This window comes from Bradyrhizobium sp. SRL28 (genome assembly GCF_018596315.1).
GTDB lineage: Bacteria > Pseudomonadota > Alphaproteobacteria > Rhizobiales > Xanthobacteraceae > Bradyrhizobium.
On record NZ_JAHEAG010000005.1, the window covers coordinates 402,330 to 425,673 of the forward strand.

Below are 23,344 nucleotides of genomic sequence, written 5' to 3' on the forward strand. Positions count from 1 at the left end.
GAATATCAGACTTGGCCGCAAAGGGCCAGAACTCAAGAACCGTTTTCATCGCTCCCGCATGGAAAAGGCGGCCTTTCCAGCCGCCCTTTCCGAACGCGATTCGCAACCGTCCTACTGGCAGAGATGCCTCCGCCCGTCCTCGCCGCGGAACAAGGTGCCGGGGACACAGACAAAACCGTTGCGTCGGGCGTATTCGTCGCCGCCGATCGGGGAGGTGGCGATGGCAGCCGCCGTGCCGACCGCGCCACCGCCGACGCCGGCCGCGACATCGCCCGGCCAGAAGCCGCCGTTATCGTCCCAGCGGTTGTAGCTGTCGCGCCAAGCGCGGTCCTGATAGGTGCGGTCCCGATAGGCCTGATCGGGATAGGCCTGACGCTGGTAGCTGCCGCCATAGTAGGGGCTTCCCGGTCCCCGGTTCTGGCAATTGGCGTTTGGATAGAACTGCGCGCAATAGCCGGGATTGTAGATGACTTGCTGCGCCATTGCCGGGCTGGCGAGCGCGGACGCAAGGATCGCCGCGGCCGCGAGAATTCCGGATCTTGTCATTGATTGACTCCATTGCAGGTGGCGCCACGCTAAGCGCTGGTACGGACGATCGTTCCGGTGCGGCCCTTTCGCGCGAGTCAAACAGACGTGATGCCGAAGACAGGAAGGGCGAGGTCTTTCGATTTCGGTTGTGCGATCTCCAGACAGATGTGAAGTTCCGGCTCCTTATCATTTGAAGGATCAGGGAAATTCATGCAGGCGCGCGACGTCGATTACCGCTGCGGCGAGGTCAATTTGTGCGGCTATCTCGCACTTGATGAAAGCACTGCCGGAAGGCGGCCCGGCGTTCTGGTGTTTCACGAAGGGCTGGGGCTCGGCGACTTCGTGATGGAGCGCGCGCGCCGGCTCGCGGGTCTCGGCTATGTCGCGTTCGCCGCCGACATGTTCGGCGATCGGCGACAGGCGTCCAATCTGCAGGAAGTCGCATCCCTGGTCAGCGGGCTTCGCGCCGAGCCGGACAAGCTGCGTGCGCGAGGGCGCGCCGCGCTCGAAACGCTCGCCGCGCTGCCGCAGGTCGATGCCGGCAGGCTGGCGGCGATCGGATTCTGCTTTGGCGGGTCGGTGGTGCTGGAGCTGGCACGCGAGGGCGCCGAGCTGAAGGCGGTGGTCAGTTTCCACGGCGTGCTGGCGACCAAGATGCCGGCGCAACCGGGGCAAATGAAGGCCAGCGTGCTGGTCTGCACCGGCGTCGACGATCCCCTGGCGCCGCCGGAACAACTCGCCGATTTCGAGAACGAGATGCGCACCGGCGGGGTGAAGGACTGGCAGGTCATCGCTTACGGCAACACACTGCACGGGTTCACCAATCCGGCCGCCGATGGTTCGATCATGCGCACCGCGCTCTACAACGAACAGGCCGACCGCCGCTCCTGGGCGTCGATGAAAAGCCTGTTCGATGAAGTCTTGACCTGACAAAGGCTTCCAACTGGTATTTCATGGCGTTTTCAATCGAGGCATGCCCTCGGACTTGATCCGTGGGTGGACACAGGTTCGTATAGCAATCAAGTTTACGCAGATTGCGTGGACTTATCTGCGGTAGAAAACGCGTCAAAACAAAAATCGGAAGTTCGTCTTGAACTTCGACTGATACAGTGGGCAGGGGCGTATGTTCGGAATTCTTGGACTGGGGTTTTTGCTGGGCATGCAGCATGCGCTCGAGGCCGATCACATCGCCGCCGTATCCAGCATCGCCGCGCGCCGCAGCCATGGGGCCGATATCGTCAAGCACGGGCTGACCTGGGGGCTCGGCCATACGCTGACGCTGTTCGTCTTTGCCGGCGCCGCCATCCTGCTCGGCCGCGCGATTCCCGAGAGCGTTGCCCGGCCGCTCGAAACCGCTGTCGGCTTCATGCTGATCGGCCTCGGCGCTCATGTGCTGTGGCGGCTGTGGCGCGACCGCGTGCATTTTCACCAGCACGGCCATGGCGACGGCACGGTGCATTTCCATGCCCACAGCCATGCCGGCGAAACCGCGCCGCATGCCCGTGCGGCCCACGCCCATGGCCATGGCTTCCGCTGGCGCACGCTGCTGGTCGGCCTGATGCACGGCATGGCGGGCTCGGCCGCGCTGCTGGTGCTCGCGGTCACGCAGGCCTCCAGTCCCGCGGTCGGCCTCGGTTACGTCGCACTGTTCGGCGTTGGCTCGATGATCGGCATGGGCGCGCTGTCGACGGTGATCGCGGTGCCGCTCGCGGTCTCCGCCCGCTCGCTCACCTGGGCCAATCGCGGCCTGCAGGGCGCTGTGGGTCTTGCCACCGTCGCGATCGGCGTTATGACCGTGGTCGAGACGGTACTGGCCTGACGCCGGTCGCCTCAGCGCGGCGGGCTGATCAGCAATAATAGCAATAACAATGTATTCGGAGAGGATACGATGAAACGCCGAGATTTTCTGGCCGGAAGCGCCGCATGTTCACTGGGCGCCTTGACGGGCCAGGCGCTGGCACAATCGGGCCCGCTGACCAAAGTCATCTTTCCCTTCGCGGCCGGCGGCGGTGGCGATGCGCTGTGCCGCTTGCTGGCGCAACACATCGGCCCATTGCTCGACCGCAATATCATTGTCGAGAACCGCACCGGCGGTGACGGCTTGATCGGCATCAAGGCGGTGAAGGGGGCCAATCCCGATGGCACCACCATCCTCGTGACCACGGGGCCGACGATGTATCTGCTGCCGATGGTCGAGACGACGCCGAGTTTTGACGCGGCGAAGGATTTCGTTCCGGTCAGCCAGCTCGCGCGGTTCGAGTTCTGTGTCTTCGTCGGCACGGCCGTCCCGGCCGAGGTCAAGGACTTCAAGCAATTCGTCGCCTGGCTGAAAGCCAATCCGGACAAGGCCACGTTCGGCGTGCCCAGCAACGGCACCATTCCGCATTTTAGCGGATCGCGGCTCGAGCAGGCGCTGGGCATCAAGCTGACGCGCGTGGCCTATCGCGGCAGCGCGCCGATCATCAACGACCTCGTCGGCGGCCATATGCCGTTCGCGATTTCCACGTTGACCGATGCCATCCCGCAGCATCGCGCCGGCAACATCCGGATTCTCGCGGTCGGCAGCGAGACGCGTTCGCCGTTCCTCCCGGACGCGCCGACCCTGAAGGAGAACGGCATCGATCTGGTGGCGGATGCCTGGTACGGCATGTGGCTGCCGGCGGGCGCTTCATCCGATTTCGCGAAGAAACTGAGCGAAGCGGCCGCTGCCGCGCTCGCCAAGCCCGAGGTCAAGGAGAAGCTGCTCGCGATCGGCCTGATCCCGGTTGGCTCGACGCCCGAAGGCCTGACCCAGCAACTCGCTGCCAACACCGCGTTCTGGCAGCCGGTCGTGAAGGAAACGGGATACAAGATCACGAATTGACGGCGCGCCGTCATTGCGTGCGCTTCGGCGCGTTGCGCCTCGCAAGTGTTGCGCCGGGGCGACGTAGCGCCCGCGTGCGCGGAACCGTAATGTGGCGTGAGCGGCCGCAATTTACCAACACGACGTGGGCTCCGCCGCAACACCAATTTCCGCCGCCACGATGACCGCGCCGGGAGCTGTTTAGCGTAGCTCGTCTACCGCAATATCGGTCTCTTGTGGCCGGGAGGCATCGACGGCTTCCCCTTTGACTTAGTGTTCCTATCGTCGAGCCAGACGCGAGCTGCGAATCTTTCGAAACAACCTGTGAGTTAACTCACAGCCCCCGAACCTAAAATGCGCTAGGTTTGCAACTGGCAACAAGCAAGGTCTGGGGAGATCGAGGCCAAAGGTATCGTTGCCGGGGCAGCGGCTCAGTCGCGCAGTTCTGACCGAACTTCAAATCCGATAGCGACACCGCGACGGTCGCTGACGTGAATGGCTACGCGTTAAGGCCAGGTCGTAGCAATTCAAAAGTCGCAGCAATTCAAAAACAAACAACGCGTGAACTGAATCCGGTCTGGGACATTCTCGCAATTGAGCAATTGGCTGATGTGCCGACGGGATGCTGGCCGATGGTTTGAGAAATCGGAGGAGCAAATGTTGTCAAGGTCGAGCTTAGTGCTGGCGCTTTTGACTTGCTTCGCATTTACCACAATGGCCGCCGCCGGGCGGATCGAACAGAAATCGTTCATGAAGAAATCCTACGCGGGGTCGCGGGATCGCCAATATCAAGTTTTCGTCCCTTCGGGCTATACAGGGCAAAGCCCTGTGCCAATGGTGATGGTCTTGCACGGCTGCGGTCAGACCGAAGTCAATATGATCAACGAGACCCGGTTCAAGGACCTTGCGGAGCGCGACAATTTCATCGTCGTCTACCCCTTCATCACAAGTTTTGACCCGCTACCACAGCGCGCGCCCAACTGCTGGGGGTTCTTTATCGACGAGCATATTCATGAGGGCGCGGGGGAGGTCGAGGATTTGTACCAAATGGCGCTCGAGGTGGAGGCTGCGTTCAAGATCGATCCTAACCGGCGCTACGTCACCGGCTTGTCCTCAGGCGCCGGAATGGCGGTAGACTTGGCAGTCGCACATAACGAATATTTTGCGGCCGCGGGATCCGTTGAGGGGCTGCCCTATTCGGAGACTTCGTCCTCGGTCGCCTTCCTCGGGTGCAATGTGCAGGGACGTTTCAAGCCGGTTTCCGCAGTCGTTGCCGCCATGCGGGCGGAACAGAGCAAGCCCGATGAGCAGCGACCAATCCCGATCATGGCGATTCATGCCCGCAATGATTGCAAGGTCAACGTAACGGGTTCGGAGCATATTCGGGATTCGTGGCTCGACCGCTATGGAATCAACCGGGCGGCTGTCGCGACCACGGACTGTACGGCAAGAGGCGTGGCCTGCACGCACACAAAGTATGGGCTACCCCGGCGCTCTGTCGTCGAGACAGTCCTTTACGAAGGCGATCGCGGGTTTAACAGCGCGCATTACTGGGTTGGGGACAACAGCGGACAATTCGCCAATCCGAACGGACCAAGCGCCAGCGAATTGCAGTGGACCTTTTTCAAAGGCCACCCCTTCGCTGACAATCCACCTCCGTCTGTTTCCATAACGTCCGCCTCGGCCACCGGGACTTCCATAACCGTAACCGGATCGGCCGCTGCGTCGGCCGGGCCGCTCGCGGAGGTTAGCGTGCGATTGGATGGTCAATTCCCACAGCCGCAAAAAATCGCCTCGGGAACGACCGCCTGGACGGTTGCTTTCGACAATCTGCGCAATAATGCGAATTACCTGCCAGTGGCCATCGCGAAAGACAATGACGGCCTGACGGCGAGCGTGACGGGCCAAGCTGTCGCCGTCGGAGTGCCGCCAAACAATGTCCCGCCTGTGGTCGCTATCGACAATCTGTCGATCCGCGGCGATTGCATCACACTGATCGGGAGCGCCTCAGATACTGACGACCAGGTCGCCAGGGTGGAGGTCCAACTCGCGACGCGCGGCTTCAAGCCTGCAGATTTGAGTCAGGGGAGTTATCAATATCAAGAGTGTGGATTGCCTGCCGGCACCTATTCGACGCAGGCTCAAGCAACCGATGTTCTGGGCGCAAAAAGCGCCATTGCTTCGGGCCCAAATGCGAATGTGAGCGATCTGGAGGTCGTTACCGCCAACTGGCAAGTGCATATGAACGCCGGCAGGCTCAGGGTTTACGGTGCGCGCTGTCCGAGCATAGGTTTCGGCGCTTGCGATGTTGGCTTCTTGGAAATCTTCTCGGCGAACCAGTTCAATCCGTTTCCGCTGCAGCGAAAGGCTGCCTCGCCGGATTGGTATGTCCATCGGGAGAATATCCCATGAGGGCTTGCGGCGCAGGGGATGGGCGAACAAATCGATCGCGGAGGCGTCAAATGCGTTCGCGCGTGTGGGGCCGCAGTCTTACGGCTTCATCCCGATCTTCTCCCTGATGGCGCCGAGCTCGGCCTCGTCCCAGACGCCGATCAGCACGCCGTTCTTGACCTGTAGCTGCTGAGCCGCATAGGCCGCGATCTTCGCATTCGGCGTGGTGATGTGCATCCTCGGATGCAGCGCCCAGTCGAACAGCTCCGACTGCAGCCGCGCCACGATATCGGCGCAGGCGGGATCAGTGCCGCGGTCGACAAATTCCTGCGGGTCGGTTTCGAGGTCGTAGAGCATCGGCCGGAAGCCGGAGGCGTGAATGAATTTCCAGCGGCCGTCGAACACCATGAACAGCCGGCAGCGCTCGATCGGTTGGCTCAGCATCACGCGAACGTCCTGCATGGCGTAGTCGTATTCGGAGAACACCACCTTGCGCCAGTCGGCAGGCTTGTTGCCGTGCAGGAGCGGCAGCAGCGAACGTCCTTCCAGAATGTGGTCCGGCGGATTGCTGCCGAAATAATCCATGAAGGTCGGCGCCAGGTCGATCGCCTCGACCAGCGCATCGCTGACCGTGCCGCGCGTGCTGTCGGCAGCCGCCGACGGATCGATCACGATCAGCGGGATTTTGGCCGATTGTTCGTGGAACAGATCCTTCTCGCCCATCCAGTGATCGCCGAGATAGTCGCCATGATCGGATGTGAACACGATCATGGTGGTGTCGAGCAGGCTCCGCGCTTCCAGGAAGCGCATCAACACGCCCATCTGGTCGTCGATCTGCTTGATCAGGCCCATGTAAGTGGGGATGACTTTTTCGCGGGCCTCGTTGCGCGACATGTTGCGGGAATAGCGCATGTCCATATAGGCGGCGAACACCGGATGCGCGTTGGCGCGCTCCTCCTGCGAGCGGATCACCGGCTGCACATCCTGCGGACCGTACATGCTGGCATAGGGCTCCGGCGCGATGTAGGGCCAGTGCGGCTTGATGTAGGACAGATGCAGGCACCATGGCCTTCCGTCGTCCTCGGCTTCCGCAATGAACTCCATCGCGCGCCGCGTCATGTAGGGCGTCTCGGAATGTTCGTCCGGCACGCGCGCGGCCTTGTCGGCGTGAACCAGCAGCCAGCCGTTCTGCAAGGTCCCGTCCTCGGCCGCGCCGGAATTGGCCCAGTGCTCCCAGGGGTTCGGCGCATCGTAGCCATGCTGGCGCAAATAATTGTCGTAGGCCGGGCGCGGCCGGCCCGTCGGATGCAAGCCATCATCGCGCTCATAGGGCTCGAAGCCGCATTCCGACACATGCACGCCGATAATCGAGTCGGGCGGGATGCCGAGGTTTTTCAGGCCTTCCAGATCGGGCGCCATGTGGGTCTTGCCGACCAGCACGTTGCGGACGCCGATCTTCTTCAGGTGGTCGCCGAGCGTCGGTTCGCCGACGCGCAGCGGCCAGCCGTTCCAGTGCGAGCCGTGCGAGCGCATGTAGCGGCCGGTATAGAACGACATCCGCGACGGGCCGCAGATCGGCGACTGCACATAGGCGTTCGAGAACAGCACGCCGCGCCTGGCCATCGCGTCGATGTTCGGCGTTTTCAGGATCGGGTGCCCGGTGCAGCCGAGATAGTCGTAGCGAAGCTGGTCGCACATGATCCAGAGCACATTCTTCGCAGGCGTTTTGGTCGTCATTTCAGGCATTTCGGCTGGAGTTCGGAGAGAGCGGGCGAAGGCGGGATGGTGCGATATCGCCGCGCAAATGACAATCGAGCGGGCGCGTGGCGTTAACGTTTGGCTAGCGCCATTTCTCGCATTTGAGCGGCGATCCAGCCTCGCGCGTTAGCCTTACCGGCAGTTTGGCCGGCCGCCTTAACCCCTGAAACGGCGTGTTGGATTAAATGGGGACTTGAGGCAACCGGGATCCCAAGCGATGCGCATCGGCGTCACATTGGCATTTTTCATCGCGACGAATTCGGCCGCCTTTGCCGGCGGGGGCTTCGACATCGTGATTCCGGGCCGTCCCGGCGTCCCCATCATCATTAACGGCGTCGACGCATCCTATGCGGTGGTCGAGGGCGATTGGGGGCTGGGCAAGGGCACCCAAGTCGAGCCGACCATCTACGGTGGCCGCTATATCGATCCGGTCCCGAACGTCGGCCGTTATTATCCGAGCGCCGGCCGCATGCCCGGTTACGGGCGGCTGGAAATTGAACCGCCGGCGAACCGCAGATTGCCGCAGCCTGCCGAGAGCTATCATCAGTCATGGTCGGCGCAGTCGGCGCCGCTGCCGGCGCAATCGAACGTACCGGTCGATCCGCCTGAGATCATCTATGCGCCGGATTATGACCGACGCAGGCCGCGCCACCTTCCACGCTAGAGCATGATCCGGAAAAGTGGGCACCGGTTTTCCGAAAGATCATGCTCAAACAAGAAGACTCTAAGACCAAGGAAAATACGAACAGGAGAGAATAATGCGTCAGATATTTAAAGGATTGATCGCGGCAGTCGCCGTCATGGCTGCAGCGCCCGCGATGGCGTGCGGTTACAACGGTTGCTGGCAGCCGCCGGCCTATGTCGCGCCGGTCGCCTACGGTTATGCGGGTTGCGGCCCCTGCGGCGGCTGGGTCGCTGAACGTCTGCCCGATCCGGAGCAGCAGTACTATTACGTCAACCAGGGCCCGACCTATACCGGTCCCGGCAATTGGGCGCCGCGTCGGGTCTATCGCGAAGGCTCGATCTCCGGCTACGGATATGGCTACAACCGTCCGCACTACGGTTATCGCGTGCACCGCTATGGGCATGCCGGGCGCTATTACGGCCAGCGAGTGCTGCGCCGCTACTACTGATCCATCCTGAAAGATTTGGCGTCCGTTCGCTTCCCGCGAGCGGGCGTCGTCATTTCATCAGGCCCAAGCGGCTCGCGCCGATATAAAGCGCCAGCACCGCGGCGTTCGAGACGTTCAGGCTCTTGATCTCGCCGGGCATGTCGAGCCGCGCCACCACGCGGCAGGTCTCGCGCGTCAGTTGTCGCAGGCCCTTGCCTTCAGCGCCCAGCACCAGCGCGAGCGGCTGCTGCAACGCCACCGCGCCGAGGTCATCGCTGCCCTCACTGTCCAGCCCGACCGTCATGAAGCCGCGGTCGTTCAACTCGTTGAGCGCGCGGGCGAGATTTTGCACCGTCACCAGCGGCACCAACTCTAGCGCGCCGGAGGCGGATTTCGCCAACACGCCGGTGGCCTCCGGGCTGTGCCGGGCGGTGGTGACGATCGCCTTCACCGCAAACGCCGCGGCCGAGCGCATGATCGCGCCGACATTGTGCGGATCGGTGATCTGGTCGAGCACCAGCACGATGCCTTCCTCCGGCAGCGTATCGATGTCGGGCGAGAGCAGGGGATCGACCTCCGCCAGCAACCCCTGGTGTACAGCGTCGGGCCCGAGGCGCTGGTCGATCAGGTTCGGGCGGACGATTTCAGGGGGAACGCGGGTGTCGATATTCTCGTCCGCCAGGCGCTTTGCGGCGTTTTCGGTCAGGAACAGCTTTCGGATCTGCCGCTCCGGGTTGGCCAGGGCCGCCGAAACCGTGTGCCAGCCATAAAGAATCACCGGCCCGTCAGGGCTCGAATCCCGGTCCCGGCGGCCCGGCGGACGGGCGAATTTACGCCCTTTTTCGAAGGGTTTGCCGCCGCCACGGCGGAACGGCGGCTTTCGGTCGCGATCGCTCATGGGGTGCTTGTGTCACGGGTCCCCGAATATGGCAATTTGGATGCCTCAAGAGCCGTTTTTAGGGGCTTGCCTTGGTTGACTTTGCCACCCCCCTTCGCCCATAAACGCGCCCGACCGGGAGCGCGCCATCGGCTCACGGTATTAACGTCATCCATGGCCTGATCCGCCGCCTCTAAGCGGTTGGGCTTGCGATGTTGTTGGACGGGGGAGTGTCCCGAGTGGCAAAGGGAGCTGACTGTAAATCAGCCGTCTTACGACTTCGAAGGTTCGAGTCCTTCTTCCCCCACCACGCTTCGCCCTGACGGGCTACGCGTGGCGCAGCAACGCAGAGACCGTCAGGTCGGGGCGTGTCCGGCGTAGCTTGAGCGAAGCGAAAGCGTAGACGGACTGTCGCCGCGCGTAACGCTCCCAATATGCTTCCCCTGAACTCTCACGTCAGCCGCCCGCTCAAACGCGCGCCCCTTACTTCTGCACGTTAGAGAAAGCCGTTTCGAGCACTTCGCCAATCGGCTGCCACGTGCGACCGTCGAATTGAATCAGTCGCAGGTGTTTGATCGGCCGAAAATTCCAGGGTCCGGTGCTGATCTTGATTCCGGGTAGCAGCATGGAGCCTTGGTAGTCTTTGAGGGCCGCTGCCTGCTTCATGACGTTCTCGCGAGACAGGTCATTGCCGCATTGTTTGAGCACCTGGGCCAATGTCTCGGCGGCGGCGTAGCCGAACACCGCGGCATTGTCGTCTTTGCCCCCGGCCCGATTATATTTCTCAATGAATGCCTGCCAGTCCCTGGCGGCCTGTTCGTCCTTCCAGGCCGGATCATTTGCATCCTTCAGGAAGGCGGCGGTAATGACGCCCAAGGCGTTGTCCGGTCCGCCGGACTTTGGCGCCGTCGCGATCGATGAAGCCATATGGTTCAGGATGAAGACCGGATGCCAATTCAGATCCGCCGCTACCCGGACGACTTTCGCTGCGTTTGATGGCACCCCTGCAAATACGAAAATTTCGGCTCCTGATCGCTTCAAGATCGATACGTGCGTGTCCAGATGCTCGTCTGCGATATTGTAGGCGATGTCGACCTTGATCATCCGGGCGATGCTGCCGAGTCCGTCTTCCAGACCCTTGAACAGTTCTCGACCGAAATGATCGTTCTGCCACAGAGCTACGATCCGTTTTCCGGGGTAGAACGCCTGTATGTAGTTGGCGTAGATGCGTCCCTCTTCCCGAATGGAGGGCTGCCACCCCATTGTCCACGGGAACATCGACGGATCGCTGAGATGATCGTCTCCGGAGGCGACAAAGAGTTGAGGAACTTGCCGTTCATTCAAGTATGCGCGAACGGCAAAGTTTCCCGGAGTTCCGAACGAACCGAACATCAAGAGGACGTCGTCTTTCTCGATAAGGCCGCGCGTCAGGTCCAGCGCGGTCGACGGATCGGATTTGTCATCATATGAGATGAAGCGCACCTTGCGGCCGTTGATCCCGCCACGCTCGTTGATCATCTCGAAATATGCCGCTTCGGCTTTTCCAATCGCGCCGAAGACCGCCAAACTCCCGCTGTAGGGCATAACGTTGCCGATGCGAATTTCAGTATCGGTCACGCCGGGGTCGCGCACCCGCTCGGTGATCGCGCCCAATGACGTAAGCGCCAGGACAACAGCAATCAGCGTTCGGACCCTGGTTTGCATCGGATGAACTCCGTTACGAAGAGTGCAGCCAGATTTCGAGACCTGTGGGACGCGCTCAGCTTGATTTGGATCAAACGCCAGGAGATTGACGGCGGATTGACGGCGGCGTGATCGTCATTTTCTTTGACAAGAATGGATGAGCCTTTGTCCCGACCGGTTCATACCGAAAACAGGGCGACAGCTCGCGGCAGGCCAGAGCAGGTTCCCGCAAAACACGATGCGACAAGCCTACGCCGTCGACCGGTTGTGTCAACGAATTCGCTTTTGTTCCCTTGATGCAAGCCATCCCCCTTGAACTCTCCCGCCGGCCACCGCGACCAAGCGGGCAGGAGAGCACATCATGTTCGAATGGCTGATACCGCTACTGCTCGTGGTCTTGCTGCTGATCTGGCTTCTCGATCTGCCTGAAATCTTGGGTGAGGCGTTGGGCGGCCTGGTGCTTGCCGCGATCGTGGGTACGGTGAAGCTGACCGCCTTCCTGATCCGCAAGCTCGTTACGGCCGGCAAACCTCAGCCCTGACCCTCGCTCGCCGTTTCCGGCAAAGCCTCGCCCGGTAGATAAAGCCTGATCGGACGGATCTCGTAGACGGCGGATGGATTGGCGCGGCGCAGATCGCGGGCAATTCCGATCGCTTCCTCCTCGTCGGCGCAATTCAATATGTACAGGCCCAGCAACTGCTCCTTGGTCTCGGCAAACGGCCCGTCGATGACCATTCCCGCGCCCGGTCCGCGCAAGGTGCGGGCTTCCGCCGTCGCGCCCAGCCGCGCCGCCGGCCCGAGCAGCTTCTTCGCGTTAAGCCGGTCATGCACCGCCAGCAATTCGGTCATCAGGGCCGCGTCTTCCTCCGGCGTCCAGGACGAGACCTCGGCTTCGACGTGATAGGCCAGCATGGCGTAGAGCATCGCGTTCTCCTTTTTAGGCAGGCCGGACTGCTGCCCCCTTAAAGACGATTCGGCCCGGGTCATCCCGACACATGAGCCGCGACGAAACCCTCCGGAAACACGATATATCGGATGGCCCTTGAACGTCGCCCGGCAAGTTCTCGACTGATGAGCAGAACGCCAGTCAAGGCGCACCATTCAAGGAGACGGTCATGCGACGCCAGCCAGCCACGATCATCTGCGATGCCGCAAGAATGCGTGCGCCACGGCCGGCGTCGTCGCAAGCAGGCGATTGGCACGACGTCACCGGCCATCACCGCTACTACGGCAGTTCGGCCGTCAATGGCGGCGAGCGCATCGTCGAAGACCGCCGCGGCCCGCGCCCACGCTTGGTCAATCTCTGCGGCTTTTGATCGCTCCCCTTCGCGCCAATCCGCCAAACAACCGCGCCATCATCGGGTCGTTCGCGAGCGTTTCCGTGTGAAGCGAGTTCGCAGACCGGGGCATCCGCGCAAATGAGCTTCGCGCAAACATTCGGGCAAACAAAAGGCGCGGCGGGATGGCTCCCGTCGCGCCCCACTTGTTGTGCTCGCTGGTCCAGGGCTGAGAGCGCCCCGATGCCAGACCCATAAACTCAAGGCCTAGCGGGCGATCCCAGCGAGGTGACAGCGCTTGGTAAGAGACACTGGATCACCTCCTTTCATTGTTAGTGGAAACATCAATATAGGCGCCGAATCAGCCCCTGTTAAGGGCCCGGATCGGCCGATGGGCCGGCACGGGGCTATTCGGACAAGGGCCGGCGGGGCGGGTTGAGGCCGCCGGCACGGCGTGTTAGTTGATCCCCGCGTGCGGGTGTAGCTCAATGGTAGAGCAGCAGCCTTCCAAGCTGAATACGAGGGTTCGATTCCCTTCACCCGCTCCAATTCATTTCCTGCCGTGAAGCAGCTGATGCCAGGGATGGCGTCAGCCGGGAGCGACCCTTGCTTGAAGAGACAGACAGGCGGCAGGTCTGATGCGCATCATCTACTTCTGCCTGGGTTGGGTGATGGTCGCGCTCGGCGTGGTTGGCCTCGTGATGCCGCTGATGCCGGGGGCGGTTTTCCTGATCGTGGCAGCGTGGTGCTTTGCGCGCTCGTCGCCGCGATTCGAGGCATGGCTGCTCGATCATCCGACACTGGGCAAACCGCTGCGGGATTGGCGCGCCGCGGGAGCCATTCCACGGCCGGCCAAGGCGATGGCTTGCGCGGGAATGACGATCGGGTTCGTTGTATTCTGGTACAGCGTCGATCCTTCAATGCCGCTTGCCGCGGGTGTGGCGGTGCTATTCCTGGCCTGTGCCGCCTACGTCGTATCGCGCCCGGCGATGGCCGATCAGGACTCCTCCATTTAGCCTGGCGTTGCAGGTTGCGTTCCGCTCGATTTTCGCGTCGCCCGGCTCATCCCGAGACCCTTGCGAAGCAGCGAGTCTCGAACGATGCTCACAAGCTCCGCAAGCCTCATTAAGGGATCATCATGCCCGTCGACGTCAAAGCCGCCACCGATCGCCTCATGCGCTTCCTCGCTGTCGAGGGAGTAACCGGACAGGAGGCAGCGATAGGACGCGAGCTCAGCGCGGCGCTGCAGGAAAGCGGCGTGCCGGCGACCGCGATCCGCCTCGACGACGCCAACACACGCATTCCCGTGCCAACAGAGACCGGCAATCTCATTGTCGATCTGCCCGGCCGAGGCGCAATGCACAATCAGCCGCGGATCATGTTCATGACTCACATGGACACTGTGCCGCTGTGCGCCGGAGCGAAGCCGAAGCTAAAGGGGCGCAAGATCGTCAATGACGCGAAGACCGCGCTCGGCGGCGACAACCGCGCCGGCTGCGGCGTTCTCGTCACGCTGGCGGCCGAGCTTGCGAAACAGAAGCTCGATCATCCGCCGATCACGCTTCTGTTCTGCGTGCGCGAGGAGAGCGGGCTTTGGGGGGCGCGACACGTCAGGACCACCGACCTCGGCTCGCCGGCGATGGCATTCAACTACGACGGCGGCTCTGCCTCCAATGTCACGATCGGCGCCGTTGGCGCGGATCGCTGGCAGGTCGAGATTTTCGGCCGCGCCTCGCACGCTGGCGTCGCACCCGAGCGCGGGATCAGTTCGACGATGATCCTGGCGCTTGCGCTCGCCGATGTGAAGGCTGGCGGCTGGTTCGGCAAGGTGGTGAAGCGCAAGCTGCAGGGCACGAGCAATGTCGGCCCCGTCACCGGCGGCGACGGCCGGCCGGCCGGGGACGCCACCAATGTTGTCACCGACTATGTGCACGTGCGCGGCGAAAGCCGCAGCCACGACAGCAAGTTCTTCAAGGAGATTACCAAGGCCTACAAGGCGGCGTTCGAGAAGGCCGCAAAGCGCGTGAAGAACAGCGATGGCAAGTCGGGCCGGGTCAAGTTCAAGGCTGAGACCGACTATTATCCGTTCCGCATGAAGGAGAGCCTGCCCGTGGTCAAACGCGCGGTCGCGGCAGTGTCCGGTATCGGCGCAACACCGACCATCCGCGCCGCGAATGGCGGGTTAGATGCAAACTGGATGGTCCGCCGCGGCGTTCCGACGGTGACCTTCGGTGCGGGGCAGAACGAGCCGCACACGATCGACGAGTGGATCAATCTCGACGAGTACGACCGGGCGTGTGCTCTCGCCGTCCAACTCGCGACGATGCGATGAGCCTCGCGGTTCAGCTCCCGAGCCATCGAGAGCGCCGCAACAGGCTGCCTGGTTCGGCTTGTCATCTCGCGGAGATGGCCAAAAGCTGGCGAAATATTGGAACGGCTTTTGAAAACATTGCGAATCCGGAGCCTTCCAAGCTGAATACGAGGGTCGATTCCCTTCACCCGATTCATCAGTCAAAATTTATTCAAGATATCGCTGGGATCGTGTCGCAAAGTGATACGCCAGCAGGCTGGTTGCATACACGAACACGCTTTGATTAGCGGCGGTGATGCGTTGACGTCAATTTGGGGGCGTTTCTAAGGGCGAAATGCGCGTCTGGTAATCATGCCTTGTGGAACGCGTGGAGTTGCCACAAAATCAATCCGATTCAGACACAATGTCGGCGAGTAGGCGAGTAGGGTTCAAACCTTGCCCGTTCGCATCACGCGTTCAAATAATTTTAAAAAAATCTGGGCTCACAGGGGGGACTGCAATGATCGACGTCACTCGTCCGCGAATGGAGCAATTGTCCCGGTTTCGGACAGGAGAGGCCATACGCCGGCTTTTCACCGCGCCTCGGCGCAACGCGGCAACGGCGCTGTTGCTGGCTGCGATGGCGACGCCGGCTTTCGGGCAGGGCCAGGCGGCTGCCCCGGGCGCCAACGAGATCCGGATCGGCAATACCATGCCCTATACCGGTCCCGCTTCCGCCTATGGCGTGATCGGCAAGGTCATGGCGGCCTATTTCGACAAGGTCAACGCCGAGGGCGGCATCAGGGGCCGCAAGATCAATTTCATTTCCTATGACGACGCCTACAATCCGACCAAGACGATGGAGGCGACCCGCAAGCTCGTCGAGGAAGACAACGTTCTCTTTATCCTGGCGAGCCTCGGCACCAACACCAGCCAGGCCGTCCACCCCTATTTGAACGCCAAGAAGATCCCGCAGCTCTTCGTCGCCTCGGGCGCCTCGATGTGGGACCAGCCGCGCGAGTTTCCCTGGACCATGGGCTTCCTGCCCAGCTACCAGACCGAAGCTCACATCTATTCGCACTATATCCTGGAGAACCATCCGCGCGGCAAGATCGCGGTGCTCTATCAGGACGACGGTTTCGGCAAGGACTACGTCAAGGGTCTGAAGGACGGACTCGGCGGCAAGGTTCCGATCGTGGCCGAGGCGCCCTACAAGGTGACGGACACCAGCATCGACGCCCAGATCGCCAAGCTCAAGGCCTCCGGCGCCGATATCTTCATGCAATTCACCACGCCGAAATTCGCCACCATGGCGATCAAGCGAAATGCCGAACTCGGCTGGAAGCCGGTGCATTTTCTCGCCTCGGTGTCTGAATCGGTATCGGCCGTGATGGCGCCGGCCGGCCTGGAAAACAGCGAAGGCATTATGTCGGCCATGTACCGGCTGGAAGGCGAGGATGCGCAGGGCGCCGGCCCCGCGGCGTTCCGCGAATGGAGCGCCTTCATGGAGCGCTATGTCCCGAGCGTCAGCAAGTCGAACGGCCAGGCCGTCTACGGCTATCTGAACTCCAGGCTCATTCTCGAGGTCCTGAAAAACTGCGGCGACGACTTCTCGCGCGAAAACATCATGAAGCAGGCCCGCTCGATCAAGGGTCTGCAGATTCCCATGATGGTGCCGGGCATCCAGATCAACACCAGCGCGTCCGACCACGCGACGATCGAACAGATGCGCATGATGCGTTTCACGGGCGGCCACTGGCAGTTCTTTGGGCCGGTGCGAAGCGGCATCGATCCGGGCACCGTCAGCGATTCCTTCAAGACGCTCTTCAAGTACGGCACCGCCACCAAGCGCGATCTGGCGAACCAGCTCAACGCCAACACCGTGAGCCTGATGACCGGCTCGTTCGGCTCGACCTACGCCCAGGTCGGTGCCGATCTCGCCTCCGTGCTCGACAATGGCACCAACTTGCGGATCCTGCCGGTGATGGGCCGTGGATCGGTGCAGGCGGTGGCGGATATTCTGCTGCTGCGGGGCGTCGACGCCGGTATCGTGCGCAAGGACACGCTCGCCTATCTCGACCGCAAGGACTTCGCCAAGGACATCCGCAACCAGTTTGTCTATGTCGCCAAGATGTTCAACGAGGAAATGCACGTCCTGGCGCCGAGGACGATCACCAACATGCGGGATCTCGACGGCAAGACCGTGGTGGTCGATTTGCCCGACAGCTCGACCTTCGTGACGGCGATCAACGTGTTCGACCGGCTCGGGATCAGGCCGCATCTGATCTATCAGGAGCCGCGGCTGGCGGTGGACATGCTGCGCAAGGGTGAAGTCGACGCGATCGTGGCGATCGAAGGCAAGCCGTTGCAATGGTTGAACCAGATCAACGACCGCAATCTGCATCTGGTGCCGGTCGACTATGCCAAGCCGCTGCAAGAGGAGTATCTGCCGTCAAAGCTGTCGTCGGCGGACTACCCGAACCTGGTGGCGGATGGCGGTTCCATCGAGACGATCGCCGCCGAAGCCGTGCTGGCGTCGTATAACTGGGCGCCGAACAGCGACCGCTACCGCCGGCTGTCGCTTTTGGTGGACACCATGTTCGACAAGGTCGCGCAGTTGCAGCGTCCGCCGTTCCATCCGAAGTGGAAGGAAATGGCGCCACGGGCGACGGTGTCGGGCTGGACCCGCTTCAAGTCCGCGCAGGAATGGCTCGACCGCAACATGCCGCTGCCCGCGAACGCGGCCGTGTCGTCGGCGTCGGGCGCCGCAACGCCGCCGGCTGTTACTGCACCGGCCGCTGCACTTGCCCCGCAGGATCCCCTGTATCGCGAGTTCCTGGAATGGCGCGCCAGCCGCGCCAAGGCCAGCACCAACAGGTAATCAGGCCAGCCGATAACACGATTTGACCACAAGACGGCCCGCTTTTCGGCGGGCCGTCGTGTTCTTGGGACCGCGCGGCGACGCAAATGCGTATCGTGTCTGCAACCATAAGACGAATCGGCATTCGCGAACGCAACCGAGTCTTGATTTGGTAACGATAATGTCCAGCATTGTTGCGGCAGAACGCATGATCGACTAACCGTTGTCCGCGAAACGACTGGCTATGACACAAAATCAATCCGATTGAGACACAATGTTAGCGAGTAGGGCTGAAACGCTATCCCTCTCGCTCGAAAAATCGCACAGGCATACAGAAATATTGCTCAGGGGGCTGGCAGATGCGGGCTTTGATTGACACTCGTTGGGCGGCGCAATTGTCCGGGTCTGTGGCCCGTGACGCACTGCGCCGGCTTTTCTTCACCGCGCCTCGGCGCAGCGCTGCCGCGGCACTGGTGCTTGCCGCGATGGCAGGGCCGGCTTTCGGGCAGGGTCTGGCGGCCCCGGGGGACAGGGAGATCCGGATTGGCAACACCGCGCCCTATACCGGTCCGGCCTCCGCCTATGGCGTTATCGCCAAGACCATCACGGCCTATCTGGACAAGATCAACGCCGAAGGCGGGATCAACGGCCGCAAGGTCAATATGATATCCTATGACGACGCCTACGAACCCACCAAAACCATGGCGATGACCCGCAAGCTGGTCGAGGAAGACAACGTTCTCCTCACCTTGGGGACCATCGGCACGAACACGAACGCCGCGATCCAGCCCTATTTGAACTCAAAAAAGGTCCCGCAACTTTTCGCCTTGTCGGGTGCGGCGGCCTGGGACCAGCCGCACGAGTTTCCCTGGACCATCGGCTTCTTGCCGACCTACGCCGCTGAAGCGCAAATTTTCGCGCAGTATCTGCTTGAGAACCATCCCCGCAGCAGGATCGGCGTCCTCTATCAGGACGATGGCATGGGCAAGGAATATCTGAAGGGCCTGAAGGACGGCCTGGGCGGCAAGATTGCGATCGTGGCCGAGACGCCATACAAGGTCACGGACACCACCATCGACGCCCAGATGGCCAAGCTCAAGGCCTCCGGCGCCGACGTCCTCATCGAGTTCACCACGCCGAAATTCGCTATCATGGCGATCAAGCGAAGCGCCGAACTCGGTTGGAGGCCGCTACAGTTCGCCGCCTCGATCTCTAATTCGTACTCGGCCGTGATTCAGCCGGCGGGCCCGCAAAATGCGGAAGGCCTGCTGTCGGCGGCATACAGGCTCGAAGGCGAAGACGCGGCGGCGGCCGGCGACGTGGTGTTCCGCGAATGGAGCGCCTTCATGCAGCGCTATCTCCCGAGCGTGAGCAAGACCAACGGCCAGGCCGTCCTCGGCTATCTGGTCGGCAGGCTGACGGTCGAGGTCCTGAAGAACTGCGGCGACGACCTGTCGCGCGAAAACATCATGAGGCAGGCCCGCCTGCTCAAGGGTATCCAGCTTCCCATGATGGTGCAGGGCATCAAGATCGACACCAGCCCGTCCGACCATGCGCCAATCGAGCAGATGCGGATGATGCGCTTCACCAACGGCCAATGGCAGCATTTCGGCCCGGTGCGAAGCGGCGTCGATGCGGGCGCCGTCAGCGAGTCCTTCAAGACCATCTTCAAGTACGGCACCGCCACCAAGCGCGATCTGGCGAACCAACTCAACGCCAACACCGTGAGCCTGATGACCGGCTCGTTCGGCTCGACCTACGCCCAGGTCGGTGCCGATCTCGCCTCCGTGCTCGACAATGGCACCAACTTGCGGATCCTGCCGGTGATGGGCCGTGGATCGGTGCAGGCGGTGGCGGATATTCTGCTGCTGCGGGGCGTCGACGCCGGTATCGTGCGCAAGGACACGCTCGCTTATCTCGACCGCAAGGACTTCGCCAAGGACATCCGCAATCAGTTTGTCTACGTCGCCAAGATGTTCAACGAGGAAATGCACGTGCTGGCGCCGAGGACGATCACCAACATGCGGGATCTCGACGGCAAGACCGTGGTGGTCGATTTGCCTGACAGCTCGACCTTCGTGACGGCGATCAACGTGTTCGACCGGCTCGGGATCCGGCCGCATCTGATCTATCAGGAGCCGCGGCTGGCGGTGGACATGCTGCGCAAGGGCGAGGTCGACGCGATCGTGGCGATCGAGGGCAAGCCGTTGCAATGGCTGAACCAGATCAACGACCGCAACCTGCATCTGGTGCCGGTCGAATACGCCAAGCCGCTGCAGGAGGAGTATCTGCCGTCCAAGCTTGGCTCGGCGGACTATCCGGGCCTGGTGGCGGAGGGTGGCTACGTCGAGACGATCGCCGCCGAAGCCGTGCTGGCGTCGTATAACTGGGCGCCGAACAGCGACCGCTACCGCCGGCTGTCGCTTCTGGTGGACACCATGTTCGACAAGGTCGCGCAGCTGCAGCGTCCGCCGTTCCATCCGAAGTGGAAGGAAATGGCGCCACGGGCGACGGTGTCGGGCTGGACCCGCTTCAAGGCGGCGCAGGAATGGCTCGACCGCAACATGCCGCTGCCCCCGGGCGCGGCCGCGGCATCAGGCGCCGCGCCGGCAGCGCCGGCGCCGGTCGCTGCACCGGCCGCCGCACTTGCCCCGCAGGATCGCGATCCCTTGTATCGCGAATTCCTGGAATGGCGCGCCAGCCGCGCCAAGGCCAGCACCAACAGGTGATCAGGCCAGCCGGTAACACGGTTTGACGACAGGACGGCCCGCTTCGGCGGGCCGTTTCGCTTTTGGGATGTCCAGGCTGTTCCTTTGCCTGGAATGCCGCATCCGCTTTCCTTCGAGACCGCAAAAGTCGTCGTTCGTCCGACCGCCTGCGTGCAAAGCGGGCGCCGAACGGATGGCGTCATGCCGGTAATGCAGGGCTCAGTCACATAAAATAGTGTATCGGCTTGGCCTCAGAGCGCCCGGACACGTTCCCGCGCCACCACGCCAAAAAATTCGGAGGAAGTTCATGTCGGCTCTGCCACTTTCGGGCATCAAAATTCTCGATCTGACGCGGGTGCTTGCAGGCCCGCTGTCGGCGCAGATGCTGGCGGATCTCGGCGCCGAGGTGATCAAGATCGAACGCCCCGGCGGCGGCGACGACGCCCGCGCCTTCGGCCCGCCTTACCTGAAAGACCCCGAGGGCAAGGCGAACAACAACAACTCGTTCTACCTGTGCGCCAACCGCAACAAGAAATCGGTCACCGTCAATATCGCGACGCCTGAAGGGCAAGAGATCATCCGCGAGCTCGCAAAAACCTGCGACGTGATGATGGAGAACTACAAGGTCGGCGACCTCAAGCGCTACAAGCTCGATTATGAAACGATCAAGGCCATCAACCCCGGCATCATCTATTGCTCGGTGACCGGTTTCGGGCAGAGCGGGCCTTACGCGCCGCGCGCCGGCTACGACGCGATCCTGCAGGCGATGGGCGGCTTGATGAGCGTCACCGGCCATCTCGATGGCGAGCCCGGCGCGGGACCGATGAAGGTCGGCCCCTCGATCGTCGACTACATGACCGGCATGAACTCCTCGATCGGCATTCTGGCGGCGCTCTATCACCGCAAGGCCAATGGCGGGGAGGGGCAGCATGTCGACGTCTGCCTGTTCGACACCGTGATCGCCTCGCTGTCGCACTACGCGCAGATCTATCTCGTCAACGGCCAGACCCCGCCGCGGCGCGGCACCTGGGGCAATGGCGGCATGCCGGCCGGCGTGTTCCGCTGCACCGATGGCGAGCTGATGCTGGTGGTCGGCAATGACGGCCAGTTCCAGCGCACCTGCGACGTGCTCGGCGCGCCGGAGCTCGCGACCGATCCGCGCTTCGTCAAGAACAACGACCGCGTCGTCCACGGCAAGGAGATCATGGCGATCTTCGCCGGACTATTTTTGAAGAAGCCCGTGGCCTATTGGCTGGAAGAGCTGGAGAAGGCCGGCGTGCCTTCAGGTCCGATCAACGATTTCTCGCAGGTGTTCGCCGATCCGCACGTGCAGTCGCGCGGCATGCAGGTCAGGGTCGATCATCCCCTGGAGCCCGATCTGTCGCTGATCCGCAACGCCATCACCTTCTCCGGCACCCCGGTAAAGGACTATCGCGCCCCGCCGCTATTGGGCGCGGACACCAAGGATGTGCTGGCGACGATCGGTTATGACGAGGCGAAGGTCGAAGCGCTGAAGGCGCAGAAGATCATCTGACCCAGAAACCGGCGCGACGTTAACCCGCGCGCCGGTTCTCATTCGGCGGCAGACGGTACTCGATCCGTGTTCAGCGTAGGCCCTGACGGTTTACCAAGATCCGATGGATCTGGATGAACTCGGGCAGTTCGATCAGAAACTCGGAATCGCGATCGAGATGGTGGACCTTGGTCGGTTCGCCCTTGGTGAAGGCGGTCATCGACTTGAGATCGCTCCAATAGGAAATGGTCGTGAACCAGCTCTCCTGTTCACGGTCCTCCCGGAATAGCTGAACGCCGAGCGCCGTCTTCTCCAGCGGCGGGATTCCTTCCGTTTTAATGTAGGCTTCATAGCTGTCCGCGATTTCTGGCCGCGTGCGGCCGCGCCAGATGCGGGCAATCGTCGGCTCGGTCGGCATCGGTTCCTCCGTTGGTGATCCCTGACCGCAACGATCAAGCCGGCCGGAACGTTCCGCGGCCCGTTCGACGTTTCTCCGGACGCTCTGTCTGCGTTGATCCGGAACGAACGACTTTCTTGATGACAACATCGATACTTCGATTGTTAACGAAGCATGATGGAGCTGAACCGAGCTAGCCTGCACCCTCGATCAGTCCGTTCGAGAGGTGCTGCGATGAAACGGGAAGTCATTCGTGTCGAGCCGATGTCGTCCTGGCTCGCCAAACGGAATGCGCCGGTCTCACCGGTCACGCGCGGCGGCGGCATGGTGTTCGTTTCGGGCCTGCCGCCGTTCGATCCCGACACCGGCGAGCTCTTCGCCGGCCCGATCGAGCGTCAGACCGAACTCGTGCTCGAGCAATTGAAACTGTGCCTGGAGACCGCGGGCACATCGCTGCAGAACGTGATGAAGTGCAATGTCTACTGTACTTCGGCTGCGCACTTCGCCGCCGTCAACGCGATCTACGCGCGCTATTTTCCGGAAGATCCCCCGGCGCGAATTTTCGTCTGCGTCCCGGAATGGTTCGCGCCGTTCGATATCGAGATCGATTGCGTCGCGGTGGCGTAAGTCGCGTAGGGTGGGCAAAGGAGCGTTAGCGACGTGCCCACCATCTGTCACCGATCGCGCATCGAAATATGGTGGGCACGCTTCCGCCTTCGCTTGTTGAGCTACGGCGGACAAGTCGCTTTGCCCCACCCTACGGATTCTCGCCGTCATTGCTAGCGGAGCGAAGCAATCCACGTCTCTGCAAGCCGCGCTATGGATTGCTTCGCTGCGCTCGCAATGACGATGTGGAGGCAATGGGTGCGCCAAAAACCACTTGTCGGGCAAATCACCTAAAACCTGTCCAGTCCCTCTTGCAAAAATATTCCGCTTTCGTTCTCACCCAAATCAACTGCATAACTCCGCCCGTCTCACGGCAGATGAGGGGCGTTGGCCATCGTCACGAACGTGCGGTGAGATGCGATGGACGCAGAAGGCGCGCTAGACGTACGCGCCTGACGCGTACGGCGAAGTCGTGTGGTCCTGACGCCGCGGTGCTGGCGCT

20 protein-coding genes and 2 tRNA genes are annotated in these 23,344 nt (G+C 62.0%); 16 read left to right on the top strand and 6 right to left on the bottom strand.

From position 1 onward, the window contains the following. Positions 1–111: 111 nt before the first annotated feature. Complete coding sequence (locus KIP88_RS15605) at positions 112–546, bottom strand: hypothetical protein (protein ID WP_214488784.1); 435 nt, start codon at positions 544–546, stop codon at positions 112–114. Positions 547–738: 192 nt separating this feature from the next. Between KIP88_RS15605 and KIP88_RS15610 the strand changes: the two genes are divergently transcribed. The 4 genes from KIP88_RS15610 (at position 739) to KIP88_RS15625 (ending at position 5,782) form a co-directional block, all read left to right on the top strand. Further along, positions 739–1,458, top strand: a complete 720-nt coding sequence (locus tag KIP88_RS15610; protein WP_214488785.1) for a dienelactone hydrolase family protein — start codon at positions 739–741, stop codon at positions 1,456–1,458. Between the two features lie 193 nt (positions 1,459–1,651). After that, positions 1,652–2,347, top strand: a complete 696-nt coding sequence (locus KIP88_RS15615; protein ID WP_214488786.1) for an urease accessory protein — start codon at positions 1,652–1,654, stop codon at positions 2,345–2,347. 69 nt (positions 2,348–2,416) lie between these two features. Then, positions 2,417–3,391 (top strand): Bug family tripartite tricarboxylate transporter substrate binding protein, encoded by a 975-nt coding sequence (locus tag KIP88_RS15620; RefSeq protein WP_214488787.1) that lies wholly within the window; start codon positions 2,417–2,419, stop codon positions 3,389–3,391. Between the two features lie 636 nt (positions 3,392–4,027). After that, positions 4,028–5,782: a PHB depolymerase family esterase gene (locus KIP88_RS15625; RefSeq protein ID WP_214488788.1), complete on the top strand. Its 1,755-nt coding sequence runs from the start codon at positions 4,028–4,030 to the stop codon at positions 5,780–5,782. A gap of 78 nt (positions 5,783–5,860) precedes the next feature. Here the strand turns inward: KIP88_RS15625 and KIP88_RS15630 are convergent, their stop codons facing one another. After that, positions 5,861–7,498, bottom strand: coding sequence for an alkaline phosphatase family protein (locus tag KIP88_RS15630; protein WP_214488789.1), 1,638 nt, complete (start codon positions 7,496–7,498; stop codon positions 5,861–5,863). 238 nt (positions 7,499–7,736) lie between these two features. On the opposite strand from KIP88_RS15630, the gene KIP88_RS15635 reads away from it, so the two are divergent. Together KIP88_RS15635 and KIP88_RS15640 are read left to right on the top strand one after the other, a co-directional pair. Beyond that, positions 7,737–8,183 carry a hypothetical protein gene (locus KIP88_RS15635; protein WP_214488790.1) on the top strand — a complete coding sequence of 149 codons (447 nt, stop codon included), beginning with the start codon at positions 7,737–7,739 and terminating at the stop codon, positions 8,181–8,183. Between the two features lie 94 nt (positions 8,184–8,277). Beyond that, positions 8,278–8,652 carry a hypothetical protein gene (locus tag KIP88_RS15640; protein ID WP_214488791.1) on the top strand — a complete coding sequence of 125 codons (375 nt, stop codon included), beginning with the start codon at positions 8,278–8,280 and terminating at the stop codon, positions 8,650–8,652. 49 nt (positions 8,653–8,701) lie between these two features. Here KIP88_RS15640 and rlmB read toward each other — a convergent pair whose 3' ends face one another. Then, positions 8,702–9,529 (bottom strand): 23S rRNA (guanosine(2251)-2'-O)-methyltransferase RlmB, encoded by an 828-nt coding sequence (gene rlmB / locus KIP88_RS15645; RefSeq protein ID WP_214488792.1) that lies wholly within the window; start codon positions 9,527–9,529, stop codon positions 8,702–8,704. Between the two features lie 203 nt (positions 9,530–9,732). Between rlmB and KIP88_RS15650 the strand changes: the two genes are divergently transcribed. After that, a tRNA-Tyr gene (locus KIP88_RS15650) sits at positions 9,733–9,818 on the top strand. Positions 9,819–9,991: 173 nt separating this feature from the next. Here the strand turns inward: KIP88_RS15650 and KIP88_RS15655 are convergent. Beyond that, on the bottom strand, positions 9,992–11,212 hold the full coding sequence (locus KIP88_RS15655; RefSeq protein ID WP_214488793.1) for an ABC transporter substrate-binding protein: 1,221 nt from the start codon (positions 11,210–11,212) through the stop codon (positions 9,992–9,994). Positions 11,213–11,552: 340 nt separating this feature from the next. Between KIP88_RS15655 and KIP88_RS15660 the strand changes: the two genes are divergently transcribed. Then, the gene (locus KIP88_RS15660; protein WP_214488794.1) at positions 11,553–11,732 is read left to right on the top strand and encodes a hypothetical protein; all 180 of its coding nucleotides are present in this window, start codon (positions 11,553–11,555) and stop codon (positions 11,730–11,732) included. Here the strand turns inward: KIP88_RS15660 and KIP88_RS15665 are convergent. Further along, entirely contained in the window at positions 11,723–12,115 is a 393-nt protein-coding gene (locus KIP88_RS15665) for a YciI family protein (protein ID WP_214488795.1), read from the bottom strand. The two genes, KIP88_RS15660 and KIP88_RS15665, sit on opposite strands and share 10 nt — an antisense overlap. Before the next feature lie 191 nt (positions 12,116–12,306). On the opposite strand from KIP88_RS15665, the gene KIP88_RS15670 reads away from it, so the two are divergent. From KIP88_RS15670 to KIP88_RS15700, 7 genes are all read left to right on the top strand, one after another. Then, complete coding sequence (locus KIP88_RS15670; RefSeq protein WP_214488841.1) at positions 12,307–12,507, top strand: hypothetical protein; 201 nt, start codon at positions 12,307–12,309, stop codon at positions 12,505–12,507. A gap of 435 nt (positions 12,508–12,942) precedes the next feature. Next, positions 12,943–13,016: transfer RNA gene (locus KIP88_RS15675), tRNA-Gly, on the top strand. A gap of 90 nt (positions 13,017–13,106) precedes the next feature. Further along, complete coding sequence (locus KIP88_RS15680) at positions 13,107–13,484, top strand: YbaN family protein (RefSeq protein ID WP_214488796.1); 378 nt, start codon at positions 13,107–13,109, stop codon at positions 13,482–13,484. Positions 13,485–13,606: 122 nt separating this feature from the next. Next, positions 13,607–14,800, top strand: a complete 1,194-nt coding sequence (locus KIP88_RS15685; protein WP_214488797.1) for a M20/M25/M40 family metallo-hydrolase — start codon at positions 13,607–13,609, stop codon at positions 14,798–14,800. Positions 14,801–15,278: 478 nt separating this feature from the next. Further along, the gene (locus KIP88_RS15690) at positions 15,279–17,639 is read left to right on the top strand and encodes an ABC transporter substrate-binding protein (protein WP_374226469.1); all 2,361 of its coding nucleotides are present in this window, start codon (positions 15,279–15,281) and stop codon (positions 17,637–17,639) included. 374 nt (positions 17,640–18,013) lie between these two features. Beyond that, positions 18,014–20,347: an ABC transporter substrate-binding protein gene (locus tag KIP88_RS15695; RefSeq protein WP_308163573.1), complete on the top strand. Its 2,334-nt coding sequence runs from the start codon at positions 18,014–18,016 to the stop codon at positions 20,345–20,347. Positions 20,348–20,633: 286 nt separating this feature from the next. Beyond that, positions 20,634–21,860 (top strand): CaiB/BaiF CoA-transferase family protein, encoded by a 1,227-nt coding sequence (locus KIP88_RS15700; RefSeq protein ID WP_214488799.1) that lies wholly within the window; start codon positions 20,634–20,636, stop codon positions 21,858–21,860. A gap of 70 nt (positions 21,861–21,930) precedes the next feature. Here the strand turns inward: KIP88_RS15700 and KIP88_RS15705 are convergent, their stop codons facing one another. Next, a complete protein-coding gene (locus KIP88_RS15705; RefSeq protein WP_214488800.1) occupies positions 21,931–22,257 on the bottom strand; it encodes a hypothetical protein in 327 nt (108 codons plus the stop codon). Positions 22,258–22,470: 213 nt separating this feature from the next. Between KIP88_RS15705 and KIP88_RS15710 the strand changes: the two genes are divergently transcribed. Beyond that, positions 22,471–22,863, top strand: coding sequence for a RidA family protein (locus tag KIP88_RS15710; RefSeq protein ID WP_214488801.1), 393 nt, complete (start codon positions 22,471–22,473; stop codon positions 22,861–22,863). Positions 22,864–23,344: the final 481 nt, after the last annotated feature.

What these genes read in the sequence shown, in the direction of transcription:
- KIP88_RS15670 (WP_214488841.1), top strand. Translation starts at nt 12,307, where the DNA reads ATGCGACGCCAGCCAGCCACGATCATCTGCGATGCCGCAAGAATGCGT.
- KIP88_RS15605 (WP_214488784.1), bottom strand. Translation starts at nt 546, where the DNA reads ATGACAAGATCCGGAATTCTCGCGGCCGCGGCGATCCTTGCGTCCGCG.
- KIP88_RS15630 (WP_214488789.1), bottom strand. Translation starts at nt 7,498, where the DNA reads ATGACGACCAAAACGCCTGCGAAGAATGTGCTCTGGATCATGTGCGAC.
- KIP88_RS15710 (WP_214488801.1), top strand. Translation starts at nt 22,471, where the DNA reads ATGAAACGGGAAGTCATTCGTGTCGAGCCGATGTCGTCCTGGCTCGCC.
- KIP88_RS15640 (WP_214488791.1), top strand. Translation starts at nt 8,278, where the DNA reads ATGCGTCAGATATTTAAAGGATTGATCGCGGCAGTCGCCGTCATGGCT.
- KIP88_RS15660 (WP_214488794.1), top strand. Translation starts at nt 11,553, where the DNA reads ATGTTCGAATGGCTGATACCGCTACTGCTCGTGGTCTTGCTGCTGATC.
- KIP88_RS15690 (WP_374226469.1), top strand. Translation starts at nt 15,279, where the DNA reads ATGATCGACGTCACTCGTCCGCGAATGGAGCAATTGTCCCGGTTTCGG.
- KIP88_RS15610 (WP_214488785.1), top strand. Translation starts at nt 739, where the DNA reads ATGCAGGCGCGCGACGTCGATTACCGCTGCGGCGAGGTCAATTTGTGC.
- KIP88_RS15655 (WP_214488793.1), bottom strand. Translation starts at nt 11,212, where the DNA reads ATGCAAACCAGGGTCCGAACGCTGATTGCTGTTGTCCTGGCGCTTACG.
- KIP88_RS15685 (WP_214488797.1), top strand. Translation starts at nt 13,607, where the DNA reads ATGCCCGTCGACGTCAAAGCCGCCACCGATCGCCTCATGCGCTTCCTC.
- KIP88_RS15620 (WP_214488787.1), top strand. Translation starts at nt 2,417, where the DNA reads ATGAAACGCCGAGATTTTCTGGCCGGAAGCGCCGCATGTTCACTGGGC.
- KIP88_RS15625 (WP_214488788.1), top strand. Translation starts at nt 4,028, where the DNA reads ATGTTGTCAAGGTCGAGCTTAGTGCTGGCGCTTTTGACTTGCTTCGCA.
- KIP88_RS15665 (WP_214488795.1), bottom strand. Translation starts at nt 12,115, where the DNA reads ATGCTCTACGCCATGCTGGCCTATCACGTCGAAGCCGAGGTCTCGTCC.
- KIP88_RS15705 (WP_214488800.1), bottom strand. Translation starts at nt 22,257, where the DNA reads ATGCCGACCGAGCCGACGATTGCCCGCATCTGGCGCGGCCGCACGCGG.
- KIP88_RS15680 (WP_214488796.1), top strand. Translation starts at nt 13,107, where the DNA reads ATGCGCATCATCTACTTCTGCCTGGGTTGGGTGATGGTCGCGCTCGGC.
- rlmB (WP_214488792.1), bottom strand. Translation starts at nt 9,529, where the DNA reads ATGAGCGATCGCGACCGAAAGCCGCCGTTCCGCCGTGGCGGCGGCAAA.
- KIP88_RS15635 (WP_214488790.1), top strand. Translation starts at nt 7,737, where the DNA reads ATGCGCATCGGCGTCACATTGGCATTTTTCATCGCGACGAATTCGGCC.
- KIP88_RS15615 (WP_214488786.1), top strand. Translation starts at nt 1,652, where the DNA reads ATGTTCGGAATTCTTGGACTGGGGTTTTTGCTGGGCATGCAGCATGCG.
- KIP88_RS15700 (WP_214488799.1), top strand. Translation starts at nt 20,634, where the DNA reads ATGTCGGCTCTGCCACTTTCGGGCATCAAAATTCTCGATCTGACGCGG.